Origin of the sequence: Nocardioides daphniae (assembly GCF_004777465.1) — a bacterium.
Taxonomy (GTDB): domain Bacteria; phylum Actinomycetota; class Actinomycetes; order Propionibacteriales; family Nocardioidaceae; genus Nocardioides; species Nocardioides daphniae.
Window position 1 is genome coordinate 1,212,332 of sequence record NZ_CP038462.1, and the last position, 17,305, is coordinate 1,229,636.

Consider the following 17,305-nt stretch of genomic DNA (forward strand, 5'->3'; position numbering starts at 1 on the left):
TGGGCCTGGTGTTCGAACACGCATTCGAATACTGTGGGTGTCAGGTTCCTCCCAGGACACCGGGTCTCTCTCGAGGGGCAGCCGGAGACGGTGGGGCCAGTTGCGAGGGTGACGTGATCGTCCGGCAGGTCCGGGCCTCCAGGAGCAGCGAATGAGTGGGTGCCACGTGTGGTGGTGCTCGTCGTCGTTGTCGAGGAGGTGGGGCCGTGCATCCGGTGAACGCGGTGGCGGAGGCGATCAGTGCGTCGCTGAAGTCGGTGTGCGACGTGAACCCGACGTTCATGAGCGCCGACGAGAAGGCCTATGCACTGCTGTCGCTGCTGGAGGTCGAATCGCGCACCGCCGAGCTGCGGTTGCGAGTGATGGCCGCCGCGGGCGACGTGGCCGAGCGCGAGGGCTTCCGGTCGATCGCGACCTGGCTGGCCCACCACGGGCACGTACGTCGTGGCGACGCTGCCGCCGACCTTCGACTGGCCGAGGCGTTGGACCGGGAGCGGCCGACGTTGGCGGCGGGAGTGCGTGAGGGTCGGGTGACCATCGCGCAGGCCCGGGTGATCGCAGCCGCGGTCGAGGAGCTCCCCGACCGGGTCGGGCGCGACGTCATCGAGGCCGCCGAGGCCAAACTCGTCGAGCTCGCCGCCGACCACGACCCCAGCGACCTGGCCAAGCTCGGCCGCCGGATCCTCGAGGTCGTCGACCCCGACCGGTTCGAGGACGAAGAAGCCCGCCGCCTGGCCGACGCCGAGAAGCACGCCAGCGAACGGCAACGCCTGCGGATGCGAGCCCTGGCGACGGCACCACCCGGATCACCGCAGTCGTGCCCGACGCCACCGCCGCCCGGCTGGGGACCTACCTGCACGCCTTCACCAACCCACGCCTGGCCGACGGCGCGGTGCGGACCAATGCGGCCCCCAGGAGGACGAGAAGCCTGCGTTCGGGACGCGGATCACCCATCCCCGCCGCATGCTGAGGCCTTCACCCAGCTCCTGGAGACCCTCGACCCCACGCGCCTGCCCATCCACGGTGGCGACGCCACGCACGTCATGGTCACCATCCCGTTCGAGGCGTTGAAGCGCGACCTCGGTGTGGCCACGATCGACAACGCCACCCCCGGTGACGGGTTCGACACCATCACCGCCGCCCAAGCCCGACGGCTGGCCTGCACCGCCCGGATCATCCCCGCCGTCCTCGGCACCCACGGCGAACGCCGGGCCCTCGCCCTGCGCGACGGCACCTGCCGCGCCGAAGGCTGCACCATCCCCGGCACCTGGTCCGAAGCCCACCACCTCGTCCCCTGGTCCCACGACGGCACCACCAACCTCGACAACGCCGCGCTCCTCTGCAGCCGACACCACCACCGCGCCCACGACACCGCGTACGACATGACGCGGCTCGCCTCCGGAGAGGTGCGCTTCCACCGGAGGCGGTGACGGTGGTGCGAGCCGGATAGGGTTCGAGGGTGCGCATCGCGAGATTCACCACCGGCGAAGACCCATGTACGGCATCCTCACGGGAGAGCTCGACCAGTTCGGGCAACCCGACGAGGACGCCACGATCGTCGCCCTGGCGGGCGACCCCCTGTACGTCGGGGTCAAGGTCCTCGACCAGGAGTACAAGCTCGCCGACGTGCGGCTGCTCGCTCCGGTGCTGCCGCGCAGCAAGGTGGTCGGGATCGGCAAGAACTACGCCGCCCACGCCGCCGAGATGGGCAGTGAGCCGCCTGCTGAGCCGCTGATCTTCCTCAAGCCGAACACCTCCGTGATCGGCCCGGACGACCGCATCTTCTACCCGCCGCAGTCCGAGAACGTCCACTTCGAGGGCGAGCTCGCCGTCGTGATCGGCCGCATGTGCCGCGACGTCCCCGTCGAGCAGGCCACCGACGTGATCCACGGCTACACGATCGCCAACGACGTCACCGCGCGTGACCTCCAGGCCTCCGACGTCCAGTTCACCCGGGCGAAGTCCTTCGACTCCTTCTGCCCGCTCGGGCCGTGGATCGAGACCGACCTCGACCCGCAGACCTTCATCGACGGCGTCGCCATCCAGACGTACCTCAACGGCGACCTCATGCAGGACGGCACCACCGCCGACATGATCTTCGACGTGCCGAACCTGATCAGCTACGTCTCCTCGGTGATGACGCTGCTGCCCGGTGACGTCATCCTCACCGGCACCCCGTCGGGTGTCGGCCCCATGCAGGTCGGCGACGAGGTGGAGGTCTCGATCGCCGGTCTCGGAACCCTCACGAACAAGGTGGCCCAGCGCTGATGAACACCCCGATCACCACCCCGGTCCGCGTCCGCATGGCGCCGAGCCCGACCGGCTCGCCCCACGTCGGCCTGGCCCGCACGGCTCTCTTCAACTGGGCCTTCGCGCGCCACCACGGCGGCACGTTCGTCTTCCGCATCGAGGACACCGACAAGGAGCGCAACACCGAGGAGTCCTACAACTCCCTGATCGAGGTCATGCAGTGGCTCGGCCTCGACTGGGACGAGGGCGTCGTCACCGGTGGCCCCTACGGCCCCTACCGCCAGTCCGAGCGCACCGAGATCTACGCCGACGTGCTCGCCCAGCTGCGCGACTCCTCGTACACCTACGACTGCTTCTGCACCAACGACGAGGTCACCGAGCGTCGCAAGGCCTCCGGCTCCAAGGTGATGGGCTACGACGGCTTCTGCCGCGAGCTCACCCCTGAGCAGCGCGCCGCCTTCGAGGGTGAGGGCCGCAGCAGCGTCGTGCGTTTCCGGATGCCCGACGGCGAGGTGAAGTTCAACGACCTGGTCCGCGGCGAGATCGCCTTCCAGACCGAGTTCGTCCCCGACTTCGCCCTGGCCCGCGCCAACGGCGACCCGCTCTACACGCTGACGGCGCCCGTCGACGACGCCACGATGGAGATCACCCACGTGCTGCGCGGGGAGGACCTGCTCTCCTCCACGCCTCGCCAGATCGCCCTCTTCGAGGCGCTCAAGGCCATCGGCGTGGCCAAGTTCACCCCCGAGTTCGGCCACCTGCCCTACGTCATGGGTGAGGGCAACAAGAAGCTCTCGAAGCGCGACCCCGAGGCGCACCTGCTGGCCTACCGCGACCAGGGCTTCCTCCCCGAGGGCCTGCTCAACTACCTGGCGCTGCTCGGCTGGTCGATCGCGGCTGACCGCGACGTCTTCACCCTCGCCGAGCTCGTCGAGGCCTTCGACATCGCCGACGTGCAGGCCAACCCGGCCCGCTTCGACCTCAAGAAGGCCGAGGCGATCAACGCCGACCACATGCGCATGCTCACCCTCGACGACCTCACCCACCGGGTGATCCCGTTCCTCAAGGCCGAGGGCGTCGTCTCCGACCCGGTCAACGACGCCGACGCGAAGATGCTCGAGCTGGCGATGCCGCTGGTCGCCGAGCGCATGAACAAGCTCACCGAGGCACCCGGCCTGCTGGCCTTCCTCTTCGTCGACGAGTCGGAGTTCCAGATCGTCGACGCGATCGACGAGGCCGGCCGCGAGGTCGTGCAGGTCTCGTACGACGCCCTCGACGCCCTGCACACCTGGTCGACGGCCGACATCGAGACGGCGCTGCGCGTGGCGCTCATCGACGGTATGGGCCTCAAGCCCCGCAAGGCCTTCGGGCCCGTACGCATCGCGGTCAGCGGCCGCAAGGTCTCGCCGCCGCTCTTCGAGTCCATCGAGCTGCTGGGGCGCGACCGTACGCTCGCCCGCCTGCGCCTCGCCCTCGACGCGGGCTGACGCGTGGCCGGGGGAGTGATGCACGACGTGCCCCAGCCGCCGGTGCCCGCATCCCCGGCGCCGCCGGCGCCTGCGGACGTGGTCCTGGAGTACCACCAGCTCCACCGCGCCCGCGGTGGTCGTGCGTGGCGCTCGGTGGTCGGTGCCGTGCTGCTGGCGGGGCTGGGCTTCGGCCTGGTCCCGGTGCTGTGGATGTTCGTCTTCCTGGGCATCGGGACCGTGGTGGGCCGCGAGCCCGACCAGTTCCTCGACGAGGTCGTCAACCTCACCGACGTGACCCCGTGGGCACTCGCCTTCCTCGTCTTCACGCTCGTGTCGTTGATCCCGGTGACCTGGGCGGTGACGCGCCTGATGCACGGGCTGCGCCTGGGCTGGGTCACCTCGGTCTTCGGCCGCATGCGGTGGAGGTACTTCGTGGTCTGCCTCGGCCTCTCCGTCGTCGCGCTCCTGGCGACCCTCGTGGTGGGCATGGTGACGCCCCAGGACGCCCTGGCCACCCCCGACTCCACGGGCCTCAACGAGTTCACGCGTACGTCGTTGGCCTTCCTGGCGATCGTCGTGCTGGTCGTGCCCTTCCAGGCAGCGGGGGAGGAGTACTTCTTCCGCGGCTACCTGACGCAGGCGTGCGGCGGCCTCTTCAACTCGCTGTGGGTCTCCCGGGTCGTCGCGGTGGTCGTCCCGGCCGTCCTCTTCGCCCTGGCGCACGGTGCGCAGGACCCGCCGATCTTCGTCGACCGCCTGGCCTTCGGGCTGGTGGCCGGCGTCCTGGTGATCGCCACCGGTGGCCTCGAGGCGGCCATCGCGATGCACGTGCTCAACAACGTGCTGGCGTTCAGCCTGGCCCTCTTCTTCGGAGACATGTCCGGTGCGCTGGACCCTCGCGCGGGCTCCTGGTGGACCCTGCCGAGCACCCTCACGCAGTCGCTCGTCTACCTCGCGCTGGCGTGGTGGACAGCCCGTCGGATGGGCCTCGCGAACTCGGTGTGGGGGGCCGTTTTGGCCCAGCCTCAGAGGCGCGTGTATGGTTCTTCAACGAAGGCGCCCGCCGCCTGAAACACCTTGGGATATGGTGTAATTGGCAACACAGCTGATTCTGGTTCAGTCGTTCTAGGTTCGAGTCCTAGTATCCCAGCGAAGTTCTGAGCGCACGCTCGTGAACTTTGACGGAGGTCGGGTTTCGACTACGATCTCCAGCGCTTGCCCCGGTCGTCTAGCGGCCTAGGACGTCGCCCTCTCACGGCGGTAGCGTGGGTTCAAATCCCATCCGGGGTACAAACGCCCGAAGGGCCCGGTCACCAGACCGGGCCCTTCGGCGTTTCCACGTCAGGCGGCGCCCTCGTCAGGCGTGACGAGCGTCATGGGTGCCCCCGTTCGGAGCTGCCCTAGGTGGCTGGTAAAGTTCTCGTCGTTGCCCGGCCTCGGCCGGAACAACACGTGCAAGCCCCGGTCGTCTAGCGGCCTAGGACGTCGCCCTCTCACGGCGGTAGCGTGGGTTCAAATCCCATCCGGGGTACAGCATCCGAAGGGCCCGGTCACCAGACCGGGCCCTTCGTCGTTTACTCCTCCACCGCGGTGTCCGATTTCCGCCAGCCCGCCTCCACGACGAGGCACACTGGGGACATGGAGAGGGTCATGGCAGCACCTGCGGAGGGCACGTTCGACGCTGCTCTGGACCCAGTGCGCTGCTACGCCGCGGTGGCCAGCCGCGACCGCCGGTTCGACGGCGTCTTCCTCACTGCCGTGCGCACCACCGGCATCTACTGCCGTCCGTCGTGCCCCGCGCGTACGCCCGCGGCGGAGAACGTGACCTTCCACCGCACTGCTGCCTCCGCCCAGGCCGCTGGCTACCGGGCCTGCCGTCGCTGTGCGCCCGACGCGACGCCGGGGGAGCCCGGGTGGGACGTGGTGGCCGACGTCGCCGGACGCGCCATGCGGCTGATCGCCGACGGGGTCGTCGACCGCGACGGAGTGGAGGGGCTGGCCGCCCGTCTGGGCTACACCAGCCGCCACCTCAACCGACTCCTGGTCGAGCACCTCGGCGCTCCCGCCCTGGCGTTGGCCCGGGCCCGGCGAGCGCAGCACGCCCGCACGCTCCTCACCGAGACCGACCTGGACGCGGCCGACGTCGCCTTCGCGGCCGGCTTCGGCAGCGTCCGCCAGTTCAACGACACCGTCCGTGAGGTCTACGCGGCCACGCCGCGGGAGCTCCGCGGGCGAGCGGGCGCGACCTCGGGGCCGGCCGGCCGGATCCGTGTCACGGTCCCGGTGCGCACGCCCTTCGCCGGGCCCGAGCTGCTCGCCTTCCTGGCCACCCGCGCCGTCGCCGGCGTCGAGGTGGTGAGCGGGACGACGTACGCCCGCACCCTCGACCTGCCGCACGCGCCGGGCACCGTCGAGATCGACCTCCCGCGGCTCGAGGCGGGCACCCGCGGCCTGCTCACGGCCTGGTTCACCCTGGGGGACCTGCGCGACCTGGGGGCGGCGACCGAGCGCGTACGACGTCTGCTCGACGCCGACTGCGACCCGGTCGCCGTCGACGCGCACCTGGGCGCCGACCCGCTCCTCGCCCCGTCGGTCGCGGCGGTGCCCGGGCTGCGGGTGCCGGGCCACGTCGACGGGTGCGAGGTCGCGGTCCGCGCGGTGCTGGGCCAGCAGGTCACCGTCGCGGCCGCACGCACGCAGGCGAGCCGCCTGGTGGCGACGTACGGACGCCCGGTCGAGACGACGGTGGCCGGACTCGGCCGACTCTTCCCCTCCGCCGACGTGGTGGCTGGGCTCGACCACGGTGCGCTCGCGATGCCCGGTGCGCGGGCGCGTGCGCTGACGACGCTCGCCTCGTTGGTGGCGGGCGGCGAGCTCCACCTCGACCGCGGGGAGGAGCGGGCGGCGGTCCGTGAGCGCCTCCTCGCGGTCCCGGGCGTCGGCCCCTGGACGGCCGACTACGTCGCGATGCGCGCCCTCGGCGACCCGGACCGCTTCCTGCCGAAGGACACCGGCACCCGCGACGCCCTGCGCCGCCTCGGTGTCGACCCTGCGCGGGCGGGGGAGATCTCGCAGCGGTGGGCACCGTGGCGCTCGTACGCCCAGCTCCGTCTCTGGCAGAGCCTGACCTCACCCGCGACCGCCTCGACCGAGAGAGAAGAGTGACAGAGATGTGGACCGTGATCGAGAGCCCGGTGGGTGACCTCAGGATCGTCTCCGACGGCGAGGCGGTGACGGCTGCCTACTTCGCCCCCTTCGAGCTGGCCAAGGTCAGCGCGCCGCTGGGGGAGCGCGACGACGACCACCCCGTGCTCGTCGAGGCGGCGCGCCAGCTGCGTGCGTACTTCGCCGGCGAACTGCGCGAGTTCGACCTCCCGCTGGCCCCGGTCGGCACCGCCTACCAGCAACGGGTCTGGGAGGCGCTGCGTGAGATCCCCTACGGGGAGACGACCACCTACGGCGAGATCGCGGCCAGGCTCGGCCAGCCGACCGGGGCCGCGCGAGCGGTCGGGCTGGCCAACGGGCGCAACCCGATCGCCCTCATCGTGCCGTGCCACCGGGTCATCGGTGCCAACGGACGCCTGGTGGGGTACGCCGGTGGTCTCGAGCGCAAGCAGGTGCTGCTCGACCTCGAGCGGCCGGGCGACTCCGCCCTCTTCTGAGCGGCTGCTCGGTCAGTCGGCCGCCGCGCGGCGCAGGCTCTCCGACAGCCGCTCGGCGGCGGCCAGGACGGCCGGGGCGTGCATGCGGCCGGGCTGGCGCGAGAGGCGCTCGAGCGGGCCCGAGACCGAGACGGCGGCGATGATCTTGCCGCCGGGGGAGCGGACCGGGGCGGAGACCGAGGCCACGCCCTGCTCGCGCTCGCCGACGCTCTGCGCCCAGCCACGGCGGCGGATGCCCGACAGCGCGGTGGCGGAGAAGGCGGCGTTCTGCAGGCCGCGGTGCATGCGCTCGGGGTCCTCCCAGGCCAGCAGCACCTGCGCGGCCGAGCCGGCGCGCATGGTCAGCTGCGAGCCCACCGGGATGGTGTCGCGCAGTCCGCTGGGACGCTCGGCGGCGGCCACGCAGACGCGGTGCTCACCCTGGCGACGCCACAGCTGCGCGGACTCGCCGGTGATGTCGCGCAGGCGCGCGAGCACCGGGCCGGCGGCCGCGAGCAGCCGGTCCTCGCCGGCAGCGGCCGAGAGCTCGGCCAGCCGCGGACCCAGCACGAAGCGGCCCTGCATGTCGCGGGCCACGAGGCGGTGGTGCTCGAGGGCCACCGCGAGGCGGTGGGCCGTGGGTCGTGCCAGCCCCGTGCCGGCGACCAGTCCCGCAAGGGTGGCCGGGCCTGCCTCGAGGGCGGCCAGCACCAGGGCCGCTTTGTCCAGCACTCCGACTCCGCTAGAGTTGTCCATATGGCAATACTGCCGTCTCATTCCGTGGGATGCAAGAGCTAGACTTACAAATCGGCCCGGACCGGGCCGATTGTGACGAGAGGAGCAGGTCGTGGGCAAAACCCTGACCGAGAAGGTGTGGGACGAGCACGTCCGTAGTGCAGACGGTGAACCCGACCTCCTGTACATCGATCTCCACCTCATCCACGAGGTGACCAGCCCGCAGGCCTTCGACGGCCTCCGGCTCGCCGGCCGCCAGGTGCGCCGCCCCGACCTCACCCTCGCCACCGAGGACCACAACGTCCCCACACTCAACTGGGACAAGCCGATCAAGGACCCGGTCTCGCGCGCCCAGATCCAGGCGCTGCGCACCAACTGCGAGGAGTTCGGCATCCGCCTGCACCCGCTGGGTGACATCGAGCAGGGCATCGTCCACGTCGTCGGCCCGCAGCTGGGCCTGACCCAGCCCGGCATGACCATCGTCTGCGGCGACTCGCACACCGCCACCCACGGCGCGTTCGGCGCGATCGCCCACGGCATCGGCACCTCCGAGGTCGAGCACGTGCTGGCCACCCAGACCCTGTCGTCGATCAAGCCGAAGACCTGCGCGGTCACGGTCAACGGCGAGCTGGCCGAGGGTGTCACCGCCAAGGACCTGATCCTCTACCTGATCACCCAGGTGGGCACGGGCGCCGGCATGGGCTACATCGTCGAGTACCGCGGCGAGGCCATCCGCAAGCTCTCGATGGAGGGCCGCATGACGGTCTGCAACATGTCCATCGAGTGGGGCGCCAAGGCCGGCATGGTCGCGCCCGACGAGAAGACCTTCGCCTACCTCGAGGGCAAGCCCGAGGCGCCCAAGGGCGCCGAGTGGGACGCCGCCGTCGAGCACTGGAAGACGTACTACACCGACGAGGACGCGGTCTTCGACAAGGAGATCGTCATCGACGCCTCCGAGGTCACCCCGTGGGTCACCTGGGGCACCAACCCCGGCCAGGGTGCGCCGCTGGGCGGCAACGTCCCGGTGCCGGCCGAGTTCGACGACGTCATCGAGCGCACCGCCGCCGAGAACGCGCTGGACTACATGGGCCTGGAGGGCGGCACCGCGCTCAAGGAGGTCGCCGTCGACCACGTCTTCATCGGCTCCTGCACCAACGGCCGCCTCGACGACCTGCGCCTCGCGGCCCAGGTGCTGAAGGGCCACAAGGTCTCCGACAGCGTCAAGATGATCGTCGTGCCGGGCTCCGCCCGCGTGCGGCTCGAGGCCGAGGCCGAGGGCCTCGACCAGGTCTTCCTCGAGGCGGGAGCCGAGTGGCGCGGCGCCGGCTGCTCGATGTGCCTGGGCATGAACGACGACAAGCTGGAGGGCCCGCACCGCACCGCCTCGACGTCGAACCGCAACTTCGAGGGGCGCCAGGGCACCGGCGTACGCACGCACCTGGTGTCGGTCCCGGTGGCTGCGGCCACCGCGGTCCGCGGCACCCTGTCGTCCCCCGCCGACCTCGCGTCGGTCACGGCCTGAAGGAGCTGACATGGACAAGTTCTCCACGCACACCGGTGTGGCCGCTCCGCTGCGCCGCAGCGACGTCGACACCGACATGATCATCCCGGGTGACTTCCTCAAGCGGATCACCCGTACCGGCTTCGAGGACGGCCTCTTCTTCGGCCTCTTCAAGGACCCGGGCTTCGTGCTCGCCCAGGAGCCGTACACCGCCTCGACCATCCTGGTCGCCGGCCCCAACTTCGGCACCGGCTCGTCGCGTGAGCACGCCGTCTGGGCGCTCCAGGACTTCGGCTTCAAGGTGATCATCTCGCCCCGGTTCGGCGACATCTTCCGCTCCAACTCCGGCAAGTCCGGCCTGCTCACCGTGCAGGTCGAGGAGGAGAAGGTCAAGGAGCTGTGGGACCTGCTCGACGCCCACGTCGGCCTCCAGGTCACCGTCGACCTGGAGTCGCGCGAGGTCCGCGCCGGTGACTGGTCGGCGCCGTTCCAGATCGACGACTACACCCGTTGGCGCTTCCTGGAGGGTCTCGACGACATCGGGATCACACTGAGCCACGACGAGGCGATCAAGGCCCACGAGGCCGCCCGCCCGTCCTGGAAGCCTGCGGTGCTCTGAGGCTTCACGCCGAGACTGACGCCTACCGGCCCTTCCCCGCACGGGGGAGGGCCGGTCTGCGTCGAACGCGGACCCCTCAGGCGCGCCCGGTGGCGCGCGCGGGTGTGCGGCCCCACGCCGAGCAGCATCGCCCCGCCCAGGTCGGCGGGTGAGTCGACGTCCTGACGCAGCGCCGGGCGGGCGTCGACCTCCACGGCCCCGGCCGCCAGGTGAGCCTCGCGCGACTCGTGGCCGAAGCGGGGCGAGAAGGCGTCGTACGCAGCGGCGTACAGCGTGGTGCCCCGCCCCGCGGCGTCCGCCACGACGGCCACCTCGTTGCCACGCGCGTGCGTCAACGCCTCGTCGAGCGCCTCGGGCGTGAGCGCCGGCAGGTCGGCGCACAGCGCGGCAGGACGGGTTCCGGGCCACCGGCGTACGGCCTCGGCCGCGGCGAGCCGCAGGGTCTGGTTGAGGTCGTCGGAGACGCCGTCCGGCACGACGGCGCACCCCATCCGCGCGAGCGTGGCCGCGAGTCGGTGGTCGTCGGTGACCACCAGTACCGCCCGCACCGTCTCCGCGGCCAGCGCAGCAGTGACGGTGTCGAGCACGAAGGCCTCGGCCAGTGCGCGGCGTTGCTCGTCACCGAGGGCCGCCAGCCGCGACTTGGCGACGGCAAGACGCTTCACCGGGACGAGGACGACAAAATCTTCACCAGACATCGAGGTCGATCCTGCCAGCCCGTGGGGGAGTGGACCGAGTAGCCTCTGGTTCGTGGCGGAGAAGGGTTGGGCAGCAGGAGCGCGCCGTCGACGCGCCGCCCAGCGGCCGGGGTGGGGGTTCACCCTCGGGACCCTGCTGCTCCTCCCGCCGGTGCGGGCCCTGAGCCGCCGCGAGTGGAGCGGCGTGGAGAAGATCCCCGAGACCGGTGGCTGCATCGTCGTGCTCAACCACGTCTCGCACCTCGACCCGATCATGACCGGAGACCTGCTCTGGTCGCGCGGTCGGCTGCCGCGCTACCTCGCCAAGAAGGCGCTCTTCACCACGCCCGTGGTCGGCGCCTTCCTGCGCAACGCCCGTCAGATCCCGGTGGAGCGGCTCTCCACCCACGCCGCCGACGCCTACTCCGCGGCCGTCGCGGCGGTGGAGGCCGGCGAGCTGCTCGCGGTCTACCCCGAGGGCACGCTGACCCGGGACCCGGACCTGTGGCCGATGCGAGGCAAGTCGGGCGCGGCCCGGATCGCCCTGGCCACCCGCGCGCCCGTGATCCCGGTCGGGCACTGGGGCGCCCACACGACCCTGCCGCCCTACTCGGCGGTGCCGCGGCTGTGGCCGCGCGGCCGGATCGCGATGAAGGTCGGCGACCCCGTCGACCTGGCGGACCTGTACGACCGCGAGCCCACCCGCGAGGTCGTCGACGAGGCGACCGACCGCATCATGGCCGCGGTCGTGGCGATCGTGGAGGAACTACGGCAGGCTGAGGCGCCGCCCGAGCGCTACGACCCCCACAGGTCGGGCGTCAAGGAGATCGGCAACCCCACGAAGCAGAAGCGCACGCGCAGGAAGAAGGACAGAGCCTGATGACCAAGGTGGCAGTGATCGGTGCCGGATCGTGGGGGACCGCGTTCGCCGTCGTGCTGGCCGACGCCGGCAACGACGTGACCCTGGGCACGCCGGACCGAGCTCGCCGAGGCGATCAACTCGACCCACGAGAACCCCGATACCTGCCGGGGATGACGCTGCCGGACAACATCTGCGCCACCAGCGACGTCGCAGCCGCCATGGCCGGGGCCGAGGCCGTCGTCTTCGCCACCCCGTCGCAGACCTTCCGCGAGAACCTCTCGCACTGGGCGCCCCACATCCCCGAGAAGGCCGTCATGGTCAGCCTCATGAAGGGCGTCGAGCTGGGCACCCTCAAGCGGATGAGCGAGGTGATCGCCGAGGTCACCGGTGCCGGCCCCGAGCGGATCGCCGTGATCTCCGGCCCCAACCTGGCCAAGGAGATCGCCCGCCGTGAGCCGGCCGCCTCCGTCGTGGCATGCGCCGACGAGACGGTCGCCAAGTGGCTCCAGGACATGTGCCACGGGCCTGCCTTCCGGCCCTACACCTCCACCGACGTCGTCGGCTGCGAGCTGGGTGGCGCCTACAAGAACGTCGTCGGCCTGGCCGTCGGCATGGCCGTGGGCCTGGGCTTCGGCGACAACACCACCGCCTCGGTGATCACCCGTGGCCTGGCCGAGACCGCCCGCCTCGCGTCGGCGCTCGGCGCCAACCCGCTGACCCTCATGGGTCTCGCCGGTCTCGGCGACCTCGTCGCCACCTGCTCGTCGCCGCTGTCGCGCAACCGCACCTTCGGCGAGAAGCTCGGGCAGGGCATGACGACCGAGGAGATCTACGCCTCCACGCGCCAGGTGGCCGAGGGCGCGAAGTCCTGCTCGTCGCTGCGGGCCCTGGCCGAGGCCAACGGCGTCGACGCCCCGATCGCCACCGCCGTCGACCTCGTGGTCGCCGGCAAGATCACGGCCCGGGAGATGATGCAGGCCTTCATCGCGCGCGACACCAAGGCCGAGACCGACTGACGCCGGGGCCGTCAGAGGACCAGGTCGTCCAGCGCCTTCACCAGGTCGGCCCACAGGTCCTCGACGTCCTCGATGCCCACGGACATCCGGACCAGGCCGTCGGGGATGGTCGCCGGCTCGGACTTCCAGCGGCGACGGCGCTCGAAGGACGACTCCACGCCGCCCAGCGAGGTGGCGTGCACCCAGAGCTTCGTCTTGCGGGTCAGCAGGTCGGCGGCCATCGCACCCTCGGTCAGGACCACCGAGATGATGCCGCCGAAGCCGGGGTAGCGGACCTCGCTGATCGCGGGGTGCTGGATGAGGCGCTGGGCGAGTTCGGTGGCGTTGGCCTGCGACCGCTCGACCCGGAGCCCGAGCGTACGCAACCCGCGCAGCGTCAGCCACGCCTCGAAGGGCCCGGCACGGCACCGATCAGGTCGCGGCGGCCCTTGAGCACGGAGTACAGCTCGTCGTCCCGGGTGACCAGGGCGCCCATCAGCACGTCGCTGTGGCCGGCGAGGTACTTGGTGGCGGAGTGGACGACGATGTCGACCTCGTCCTCGAGCGGGCGCTGCAGCAGCGGGGTGGCGAAGGTGTTGTCGACCACGACGTAGGCGCCGGCCTCGTGGGCGGCGGCGCGGATGGTGGCGATGTCGGCGACCTCGAGGGCCGGGTTGGTCGGCGACTCGAGCCACACCAGGACGGCGCCCTCGCACGCCGCGACCACGGCGTCGGTGTCGGTGATGTCGACCAGCTCGCAGACCAGGCGGCCGCGCGACTCCAGGTCGGCGAGCTGCATGACGGTGCCGTTGTACGCGTGGCGCGGCGCCACGACCTTGCCGCCGAGGCCGACCAGGTCGAGCACGCAGGCGACCGCCGCGAGGCCGGAGGAGAAGGTCAGGCAGCGCCCGCCCTCGAGCCCGCCGATCGCGTCCTCCAGGGCGGTCCAGGTCGGGTTGCCGTAGCGGCCGTACTCGACGTCGCCACCGGCGACGTAGGTCGCGGCCATCGTGATCGGCGTGTTGAGCGGGGCGTCCGGCTGCTTGTCGGGGCGACCGAGCGTCACCGCGAGGGTGTGCGGGCGCAGCGACGTGGCCGGGGTGGCGGGGGACTGGTCCGAGGGGATGTCAGGTGCCATGCCCCAGAGCGTAGGCGGATAGGGTCTGGGGCGATGAATGCACCTGAGCGCACAAGCCCCGCGTCGCCGTCGTCTTCGGCGGCCGCTCCTCCGAGCACGCCATCTCGTGCGTGACGGCCGGTGCGGTCATGGACGCGATCGACCGCGAGAAGTACGACGTCGTCCCGATCGGCATCGCCCGTGACGGTCGCTGGGTGCTGGAGTCCGACGACACCGCCCGGCTGCGCCTGGCCGGCGACCGCCTCCCGGCCGTCGACGGCGAGCGTCCGGCCGTCGCACTGCTGCGCGAGGAGGCCCACACCGACCTGGTCGTCACCGAGGCCCACCAGCCGCCGGTCACGCTCGGCGAGGTCGACGTCGTCTTCCCGGTGCTGCACGGCCCCTGGGGCGAGGACGGCACCATCCAGGGCATGCTCGAGATGGCGGGCGTGCGCTACGTCGGCGCCGGCGTCCTGGCCTCCGCGGTCAGCATGGACAAGGCGTACATGAAGGTCGTCCTCGAGGCGGCCGGCATCCCGGTGATGCCGGGCGTCGTCATCACCGCCCGTCGGTGGAAGCGCGAGCCCGACGCCTGCCGTGCGGAGATCGAGGCGCTGGGCTTCCCGCTCTTCGTGAAGCCCGCCCGCGGCGGCTCCAGCATCGGCATCTCCAAGGTGCACGACGCCAGCGAGATCGACGCCGCCATCGCGCTCGCCCAGGCCGAGGACCCCAAGGTGCTGGTCGAGGTCGGCGCCGTCGGCGCCCGCGAGATCGAGTGCGGCGTCCTGGAGGGCCCCGACGGCGAGATCCTGACCTCCCAGCCGGCCGAGATCCGGATCGGTGGCGACCACGAGTGGTACGACTTCGAGGCCAAGTACCTGCCTGCCGAGCACACCGAGCTCGACATCCCCGCGGTGCTGCCCGACGAGGTGGCCGCGCAGATGCGGATCCTGGCCGCGCGGGTCTTCGAGGCGGTCTCGGGCGAGGGCCTGGCCCGCGTCGACTTCTTCGTGATGCCCGACCACTCCCTGGTGGTCAACGAGCTCAACACCATGCCGGGCTTCACGCCGACCTCGATGTACCCCCAGATGTGGGCCGCTGCCGGAGTCACCTACTCCGAGCTGGTCGACCGCCTCATCCAGCTCGCGCTGGAGCGCGACACCGGTCTGCGCTGAGCACCCACCCGGGCCCGCCGGTCGAGCCCGGCGCCGCTCAGGTGCAGGGCATGACCTCGTCGAGGTGCTCCTTGATGGGGACCGCCAGGGTGCGCAGGTGGGTGTCGGGCCCCTTGAAGCGGTGCTCGGCCGGGAGGTCCAGGCGCACCCGCGGTGCGTGGCTGAGCACCGTCATCTCGATGTCGCTGTCGGGGTCCTTCATCTGGGCGCCGGGGATGAACCAGCCGACACCGTCGATCTCGCTGCAGCGGGCGAAGGGGTCGTACTCCTCGGGCTGCGGCGCACCGCAGGTGAGGACGACGGGGTCATCGCCCCACGCCGCCCCGACGCCTCCGGAGACCTCGACCCGCTCCTGCTCGAAGAGCTCGTCGGGGAGGTCGGCGACGAGCGCCTCGCAGGCCGCCCGCTCGGCGTCGTCCATCGGCTCGGAGGCGATCTCGACGGTGGAGGAGCACCCACCCAGGAGCAGGGCCAGTGCAGGGGCCAGGGCAGGGAGGAGGAGCGCCGCCGTGCGGCGCGGTCGGGCGGTCACGTCTCAGATGTGGACGACCGGGCAGGTCAGGGTCCTGGTGATGCCGTCGAGGTTCTGCACGCGCGAGACGACCAGGCGGCCGAGCTCGTCGACGTTGCGCGCCTCGGCGCGCACGATGACGTCGTACGGGCCCGTGACGTCCTCCGCGCTCGTGACCCCTCGATCTCCGCGATCGCGGCGGCCACCTCAGCGGCCTTGCCGACGTCGGTCTGGATCAGGATGTAGGCCTGCACCATGAGGGGCTCCCTTGCTCGCGGAACGTGCGACTCACCCGCAGGGCGACCACCGCTGGAGGGTGGCGACGCCAGGTGACGTCGTGGCCAACCTACATCGCGCTCCATACGGCGTCCACGCGCACCGGACGGCTCGCCGGTGCACCGGCCACCACCCCCACTCTGGTGAGATGGGGCCCATGGCACTGTCTGACGAGACCCCCCTGGCCGAGGTCGGCGAGTTCGAGCTCATCGAGGCGTTCATCGGCCTCTACCCGCAGGGCGACGACGTCGTCGTCGGCCCCGGCGACGACGCGGCCGTGGTGCGGATCCGCAACGGCCACGTCGTGGTCTCCACCGACGTCATGGTCGAGGGGCGGCACTTCCGCCGCGACTGGGCCTCGGGCGGTGACGTGGGCCGGCGCGCGGCCGCCCAGAACCTCTCCGACATCAACGCCATGGGCGGCGTGGCGCACTCGATGACCGTCGGCCTCACCCTGCCCACCGACCTCCCGGTGGGCTGGGCGCTCGACTTCGCCCGCGGCTTCGCCGACGAGTGCGCCAAGGTGGGTGCCCAGGTGATCGGCGGCGACACCACGCGTGGCGACCAGGTCGTGATCGCGGTGACCGCCATCGGCGCCGTCACCCGCGCCCCGGTGCTGCGCTCCGGCGCCCGTCCCGGCGACGTGGTCGCGCTCTGCGGGCGCCAGGGCTGGGCGGCCGGGGGACTGGCGGTGCTGACCCGCGGCTTCCGCTCGCCGCGCGTGCTCGTGGAGGCCTACCGCAGCCCCGAGCCACCGTACGCAGCCGGGGGCGACGCCGCGGAGGCCGGCGCGACCTCGATGATCGACGTCTCCGACGGCCTGGTCGCCGACGCCGGCCACCTCGCCGTCGAGTCGGGGGTGGCCATCGACCTGCGGACCGAGTCGTTCGAGGTCGCCGAGCCGCTGCACGCGGTGGGCTCCGCGCTCGGCGCCGACCCGATGCAGTTCATCCTCGGTGGTGGGGACGACCACCCGCTGCTGGCCACCTTCCCGTCCGCCTCCGCGGTGCCGATGGGGTGGCAGGTGATCGGCGAGGTCCTCGAGGGGAGCGGTGTCACCGTCGACGGCGCGGCGTACGAGGGTCCGGGCGGCTGGGTACACTTCTGACGCGCTCCCAGTCTGACCGGGAGCGTCCGTCCAGCGTGGAGCGGGCCCCCGGGGCCTCGATTTCACCCGGTGCTGGAAGTCGGCTACTCTGGTGCGGTTGCTTGCGCGGCCAGATCATTGCGTCCAGCGCGAGCACCACGTCGAGAAACCAACGAACTGATCGGAGTGCACGGTGGCTGCCGTCTGCGACATCTGCGCCAAGAAGCCGGGCTTCGGCAACAACCGTCCTTGGTCGCGCAAGATCACGAAGCGTCGCTTCAACCCGAACATCCAGCGCGTCCGCGCCACGGTGAACGGTGCGCCCAAGCGCGTCAACGTCTGCACGGGTTGCCTGAAGGCCGGCAAGGTCTCGCGCTGATCCCACGCGTC

General features: G+C 71.5%; 15 protein-coding genes, 3 tRNA genes and 3 pseudogenes. 16 read left to right on the forward strand and 5 right to left on the reverse strand.

The annotated features are described in order from the left end of the window. The first annotated feature begins 206 nt into the window (after positions 1 to 206). The 9 genes and pseudogenes from E2C04_RS20735 to E2C04_RS06000 all read left to right on the forward strand — a co-directional run bounded on the left by E2C04_RS20735 (position 207) and on the right by E2C04_RS06000 (position 7,381). Positions 207 to 1,430 carry an HNH endonuclease signature motif containing protein gene (locus E2C04_RS20735; protein WP_135831927.1) on the forward strand — a complete coding sequence of 408 codons (1,224 nt, stop codon included), beginning with the start codon at positions 207 to 209 and terminating at the stop codon, positions 1,428 to 1,430. Between the two features lie 29 nt (positions 1,431 to 1,459). Further along, a pseudogene (locus tag E2C04_RS05965) lies at positions 1,460 to 2,268 on the forward strand (fumarylacetoacetate hydrolase family protein). Next, positions 2,268 to 3,737 (forward strand): glutamate--tRNA ligase, encoded by a 1,470-nt coding sequence (gene gltX / locus E2C04_RS05970; protein ID WP_135831929.1) that lies wholly within the window; start codon positions 2,268 to 2,270, stop codon positions 3,735 to 3,737. The pseudogene E2C04_RS05965 and the gene gltX overlap by 1 nt, the downstream one beginning before the upstream one ends. Positions 3,738 to 3,755: 18 nt before the next feature. Continuing rightward, on the forward strand, positions 3,756 to 4,790 hold the full coding sequence (locus E2C04_RS05975; protein ID WP_135831930.1) for a CPBP family intramembrane glutamic endopeptidase: 1,035 nt from the start codon (positions 3,756 to 3,758) through the stop codon (positions 4,788 to 4,790). A 7-nt stretch (positions 4,791 to 4,797) separates the two neighbouring features. After that, positions 4,798 to 4,869 (forward strand) — tRNA-Gln (locus E2C04_RS05980). A gap of 67 nt (positions 4,870 to 4,936) precedes the next feature. Continuing rightward, positions 4,937 to 5,009: transfer RNA gene (locus E2C04_RS05985), tRNA-Glu, on the forward strand. A gap of 168 nt (positions 5,010 to 5,177) precedes the next feature. Beyond that, a tRNA-Glu gene (locus E2C04_RS05990) sits at positions 5,178 to 5,250 on the forward strand. A gap of 119 nt (positions 5,251 to 5,369) precedes the next feature. Then, positions 5,370 to 6,884, forward strand: a complete 1,515-nt coding sequence (locus E2C04_RS05995; RefSeq protein ID WP_135831931.1) for an AlkA N-terminal domain-containing protein — start codon at positions 5,370 to 5,372, stop codon at positions 6,882 to 6,884. Between the two features lie 5 nt (positions 6,885 to 6,889). Beyond that, complete coding sequence (locus E2C04_RS06000) at positions 6,890 to 7,381, forward strand: methylated-DNA--[protein]-cysteine S-methyltransferase (protein WP_135831932.1); 492 nt, start codon at positions 6,890 to 6,892, stop codon at positions 7,379 to 7,381. Positions 7,382 to 7,393: 12 nt separating this feature from the next. On the opposite strand, the gene E2C04_RS06005 is transcribed toward E2C04_RS06000, so the two are convergent. Then, positions 7,394 to 8,116, reverse strand: coding sequence for an IclR family transcriptional regulator (locus E2C04_RS06005; RefSeq protein WP_110238898.1), 723 nt, complete (start codon positions 8,114 to 8,116; stop codon positions 7,394 to 7,396). A 91-nt stretch (positions 8,117 to 8,207) separates the two neighbouring features. Here E2C04_RS06005 and leuC point away from each other — a divergent pair, with 91 nt between their 5' ends. Together leuC and leuD are read left to right on the forward strand one after the other, a co-directional pair. Next, on the forward strand, positions 8,208 to 9,617 hold the full coding sequence (leuC, locus tag E2C04_RS06010) for a 3-isopropylmalate dehydratase large subunit (protein ID WP_135831933.1): 1,410 nt from the start codon (positions 8,208 to 8,210) through the stop codon (positions 9,615 to 9,617). Positions 9,618 to 9,627: 10 nt separating this feature from the next. Next, positions 9,628 to 10,215 carry a 3-isopropylmalate dehydratase small subunit gene (leuD, locus tag E2C04_RS06015; RefSeq protein WP_135831934.1) on the forward strand — a complete coding sequence of 196 codons (588 nt, stop codon included), beginning with the start codon at positions 9,628 to 9,630 and terminating at the stop codon, positions 10,213 to 10,215. Here leuD and cofC read toward each other — a convergent pair. Continuing rightward, positions 10,098 to 10,913, reverse strand: coding sequence for a 2-phospho-L-lactate guanylyltransferase (gene cofC, locus E2C04_RS06020; protein ID WP_135831935.1), 816 nt, complete (start codon positions 10,911 to 10,913; stop codon positions 10,098 to 10,100). The genes leuD and cofC overlap by 118 nt on opposite strands. Before the next feature lie 52 nt (positions 10,914 to 10,965). On the opposite strand from cofC, the gene E2C04_RS06025 reads away from it, so the two are divergent. Together E2C04_RS06025 and E2C04_RS06030 are read left to right on the forward strand one after the other, a co-directional pair. After that, entirely contained in the window at positions 10,966 to 11,772 is an 807-nt protein-coding gene (locus E2C04_RS06025; protein WP_170213487.1) for a lysophospholipid acyltransferase family protein, read from the forward strand. Then, positions 11,772 to 12,770 carry an NAD(P)H-dependent glycerol-3-phosphate dehydrogenase gene (locus E2C04_RS06030; RefSeq protein ID WP_238694447.1) on the forward strand — a complete coding sequence of 333 codons (999 nt, stop codon included), beginning with the start codon at positions 11,772 to 11,774 and terminating at the stop codon, positions 12,768 to 12,770. Before E2C04_RS06025 ends, E2C04_RS06030 begins: the two co-directional genes overlap by 1 nt. 11 nt (positions 12,771 to 12,781) lie before the next feature. Here E2C04_RS06030 and E2C04_RS06035 read toward each other — a convergent pair. Further along, positions 12,782 to 13,887 (reverse strand): annotated as a pseudogene (locus E2C04_RS06035) (trans-sulfuration enzyme family protein). A 62-nt stretch (positions 13,888 to 13,949) separates the two neighbouring features. Here E2C04_RS06035 and E2C04_RS06040 point away from each other — a divergent pair. Then, positions 13,950 to 15,041 (forward strand): annotated as a pseudogene (locus tag E2C04_RS06040) (D-alanine--D-alanine ligase family protein); the annotation flags it as partial. Positions 15,042 to 15,078: 37 nt separating this feature from the next. Here the strand turns inward: E2C04_RS06040 and E2C04_RS06045 are convergent. Both E2C04_RS06045 and E2C04_RS22265 read right to left on the reverse strand, forming a co-directional pair. Continuing rightward, complete coding sequence (locus E2C04_RS06045; RefSeq protein ID WP_135831936.1) at positions 15,079 to 15,573, reverse strand: DUF3515 domain-containing protein; 495 nt, start codon at positions 15,571 to 15,573, stop codon at positions 15,079 to 15,081. Between the two features lie 3 nt (positions 15,574 to 15,576). Continuing rightward, entirely contained in the window at positions 15,577 to 15,687 is a 111-nt protein-coding gene (locus E2C04_RS22265) for a hypothetical protein (RefSeq protein ID WP_268234026.1), read from the reverse strand. Positions 15,688 to 15,985: 298 nt separating this feature from the next. On the opposite strand from E2C04_RS22265, the gene E2C04_RS06055 reads away from it, so the two are divergent. Together E2C04_RS06055 and rpmB are read left to right on the forward strand one after the other, a co-directional pair. Next, positions 15,986 to 16,936, forward strand: coding sequence for a thiamine-phosphate kinase (locus E2C04_RS06055; protein ID WP_135831937.1), 951 nt, complete (start codon positions 15,986 to 15,988; stop codon positions 16,934 to 16,936). A gap of 172 nt (positions 16,937 to 17,108) precedes the next feature. After that, positions 17,109 to 17,294: a 50S ribosomal protein L28 gene (gene rpmB, locus E2C04_RS06060; protein ID WP_135831938.1), complete on the forward strand. Its 186-nt coding sequence runs from the start codon at positions 17,109 to 17,111 to the stop codon at positions 17,292 to 17,294. The last annotated feature ends 11 nt before the right edge of the window (positions 17,295 to 17,305 follow it).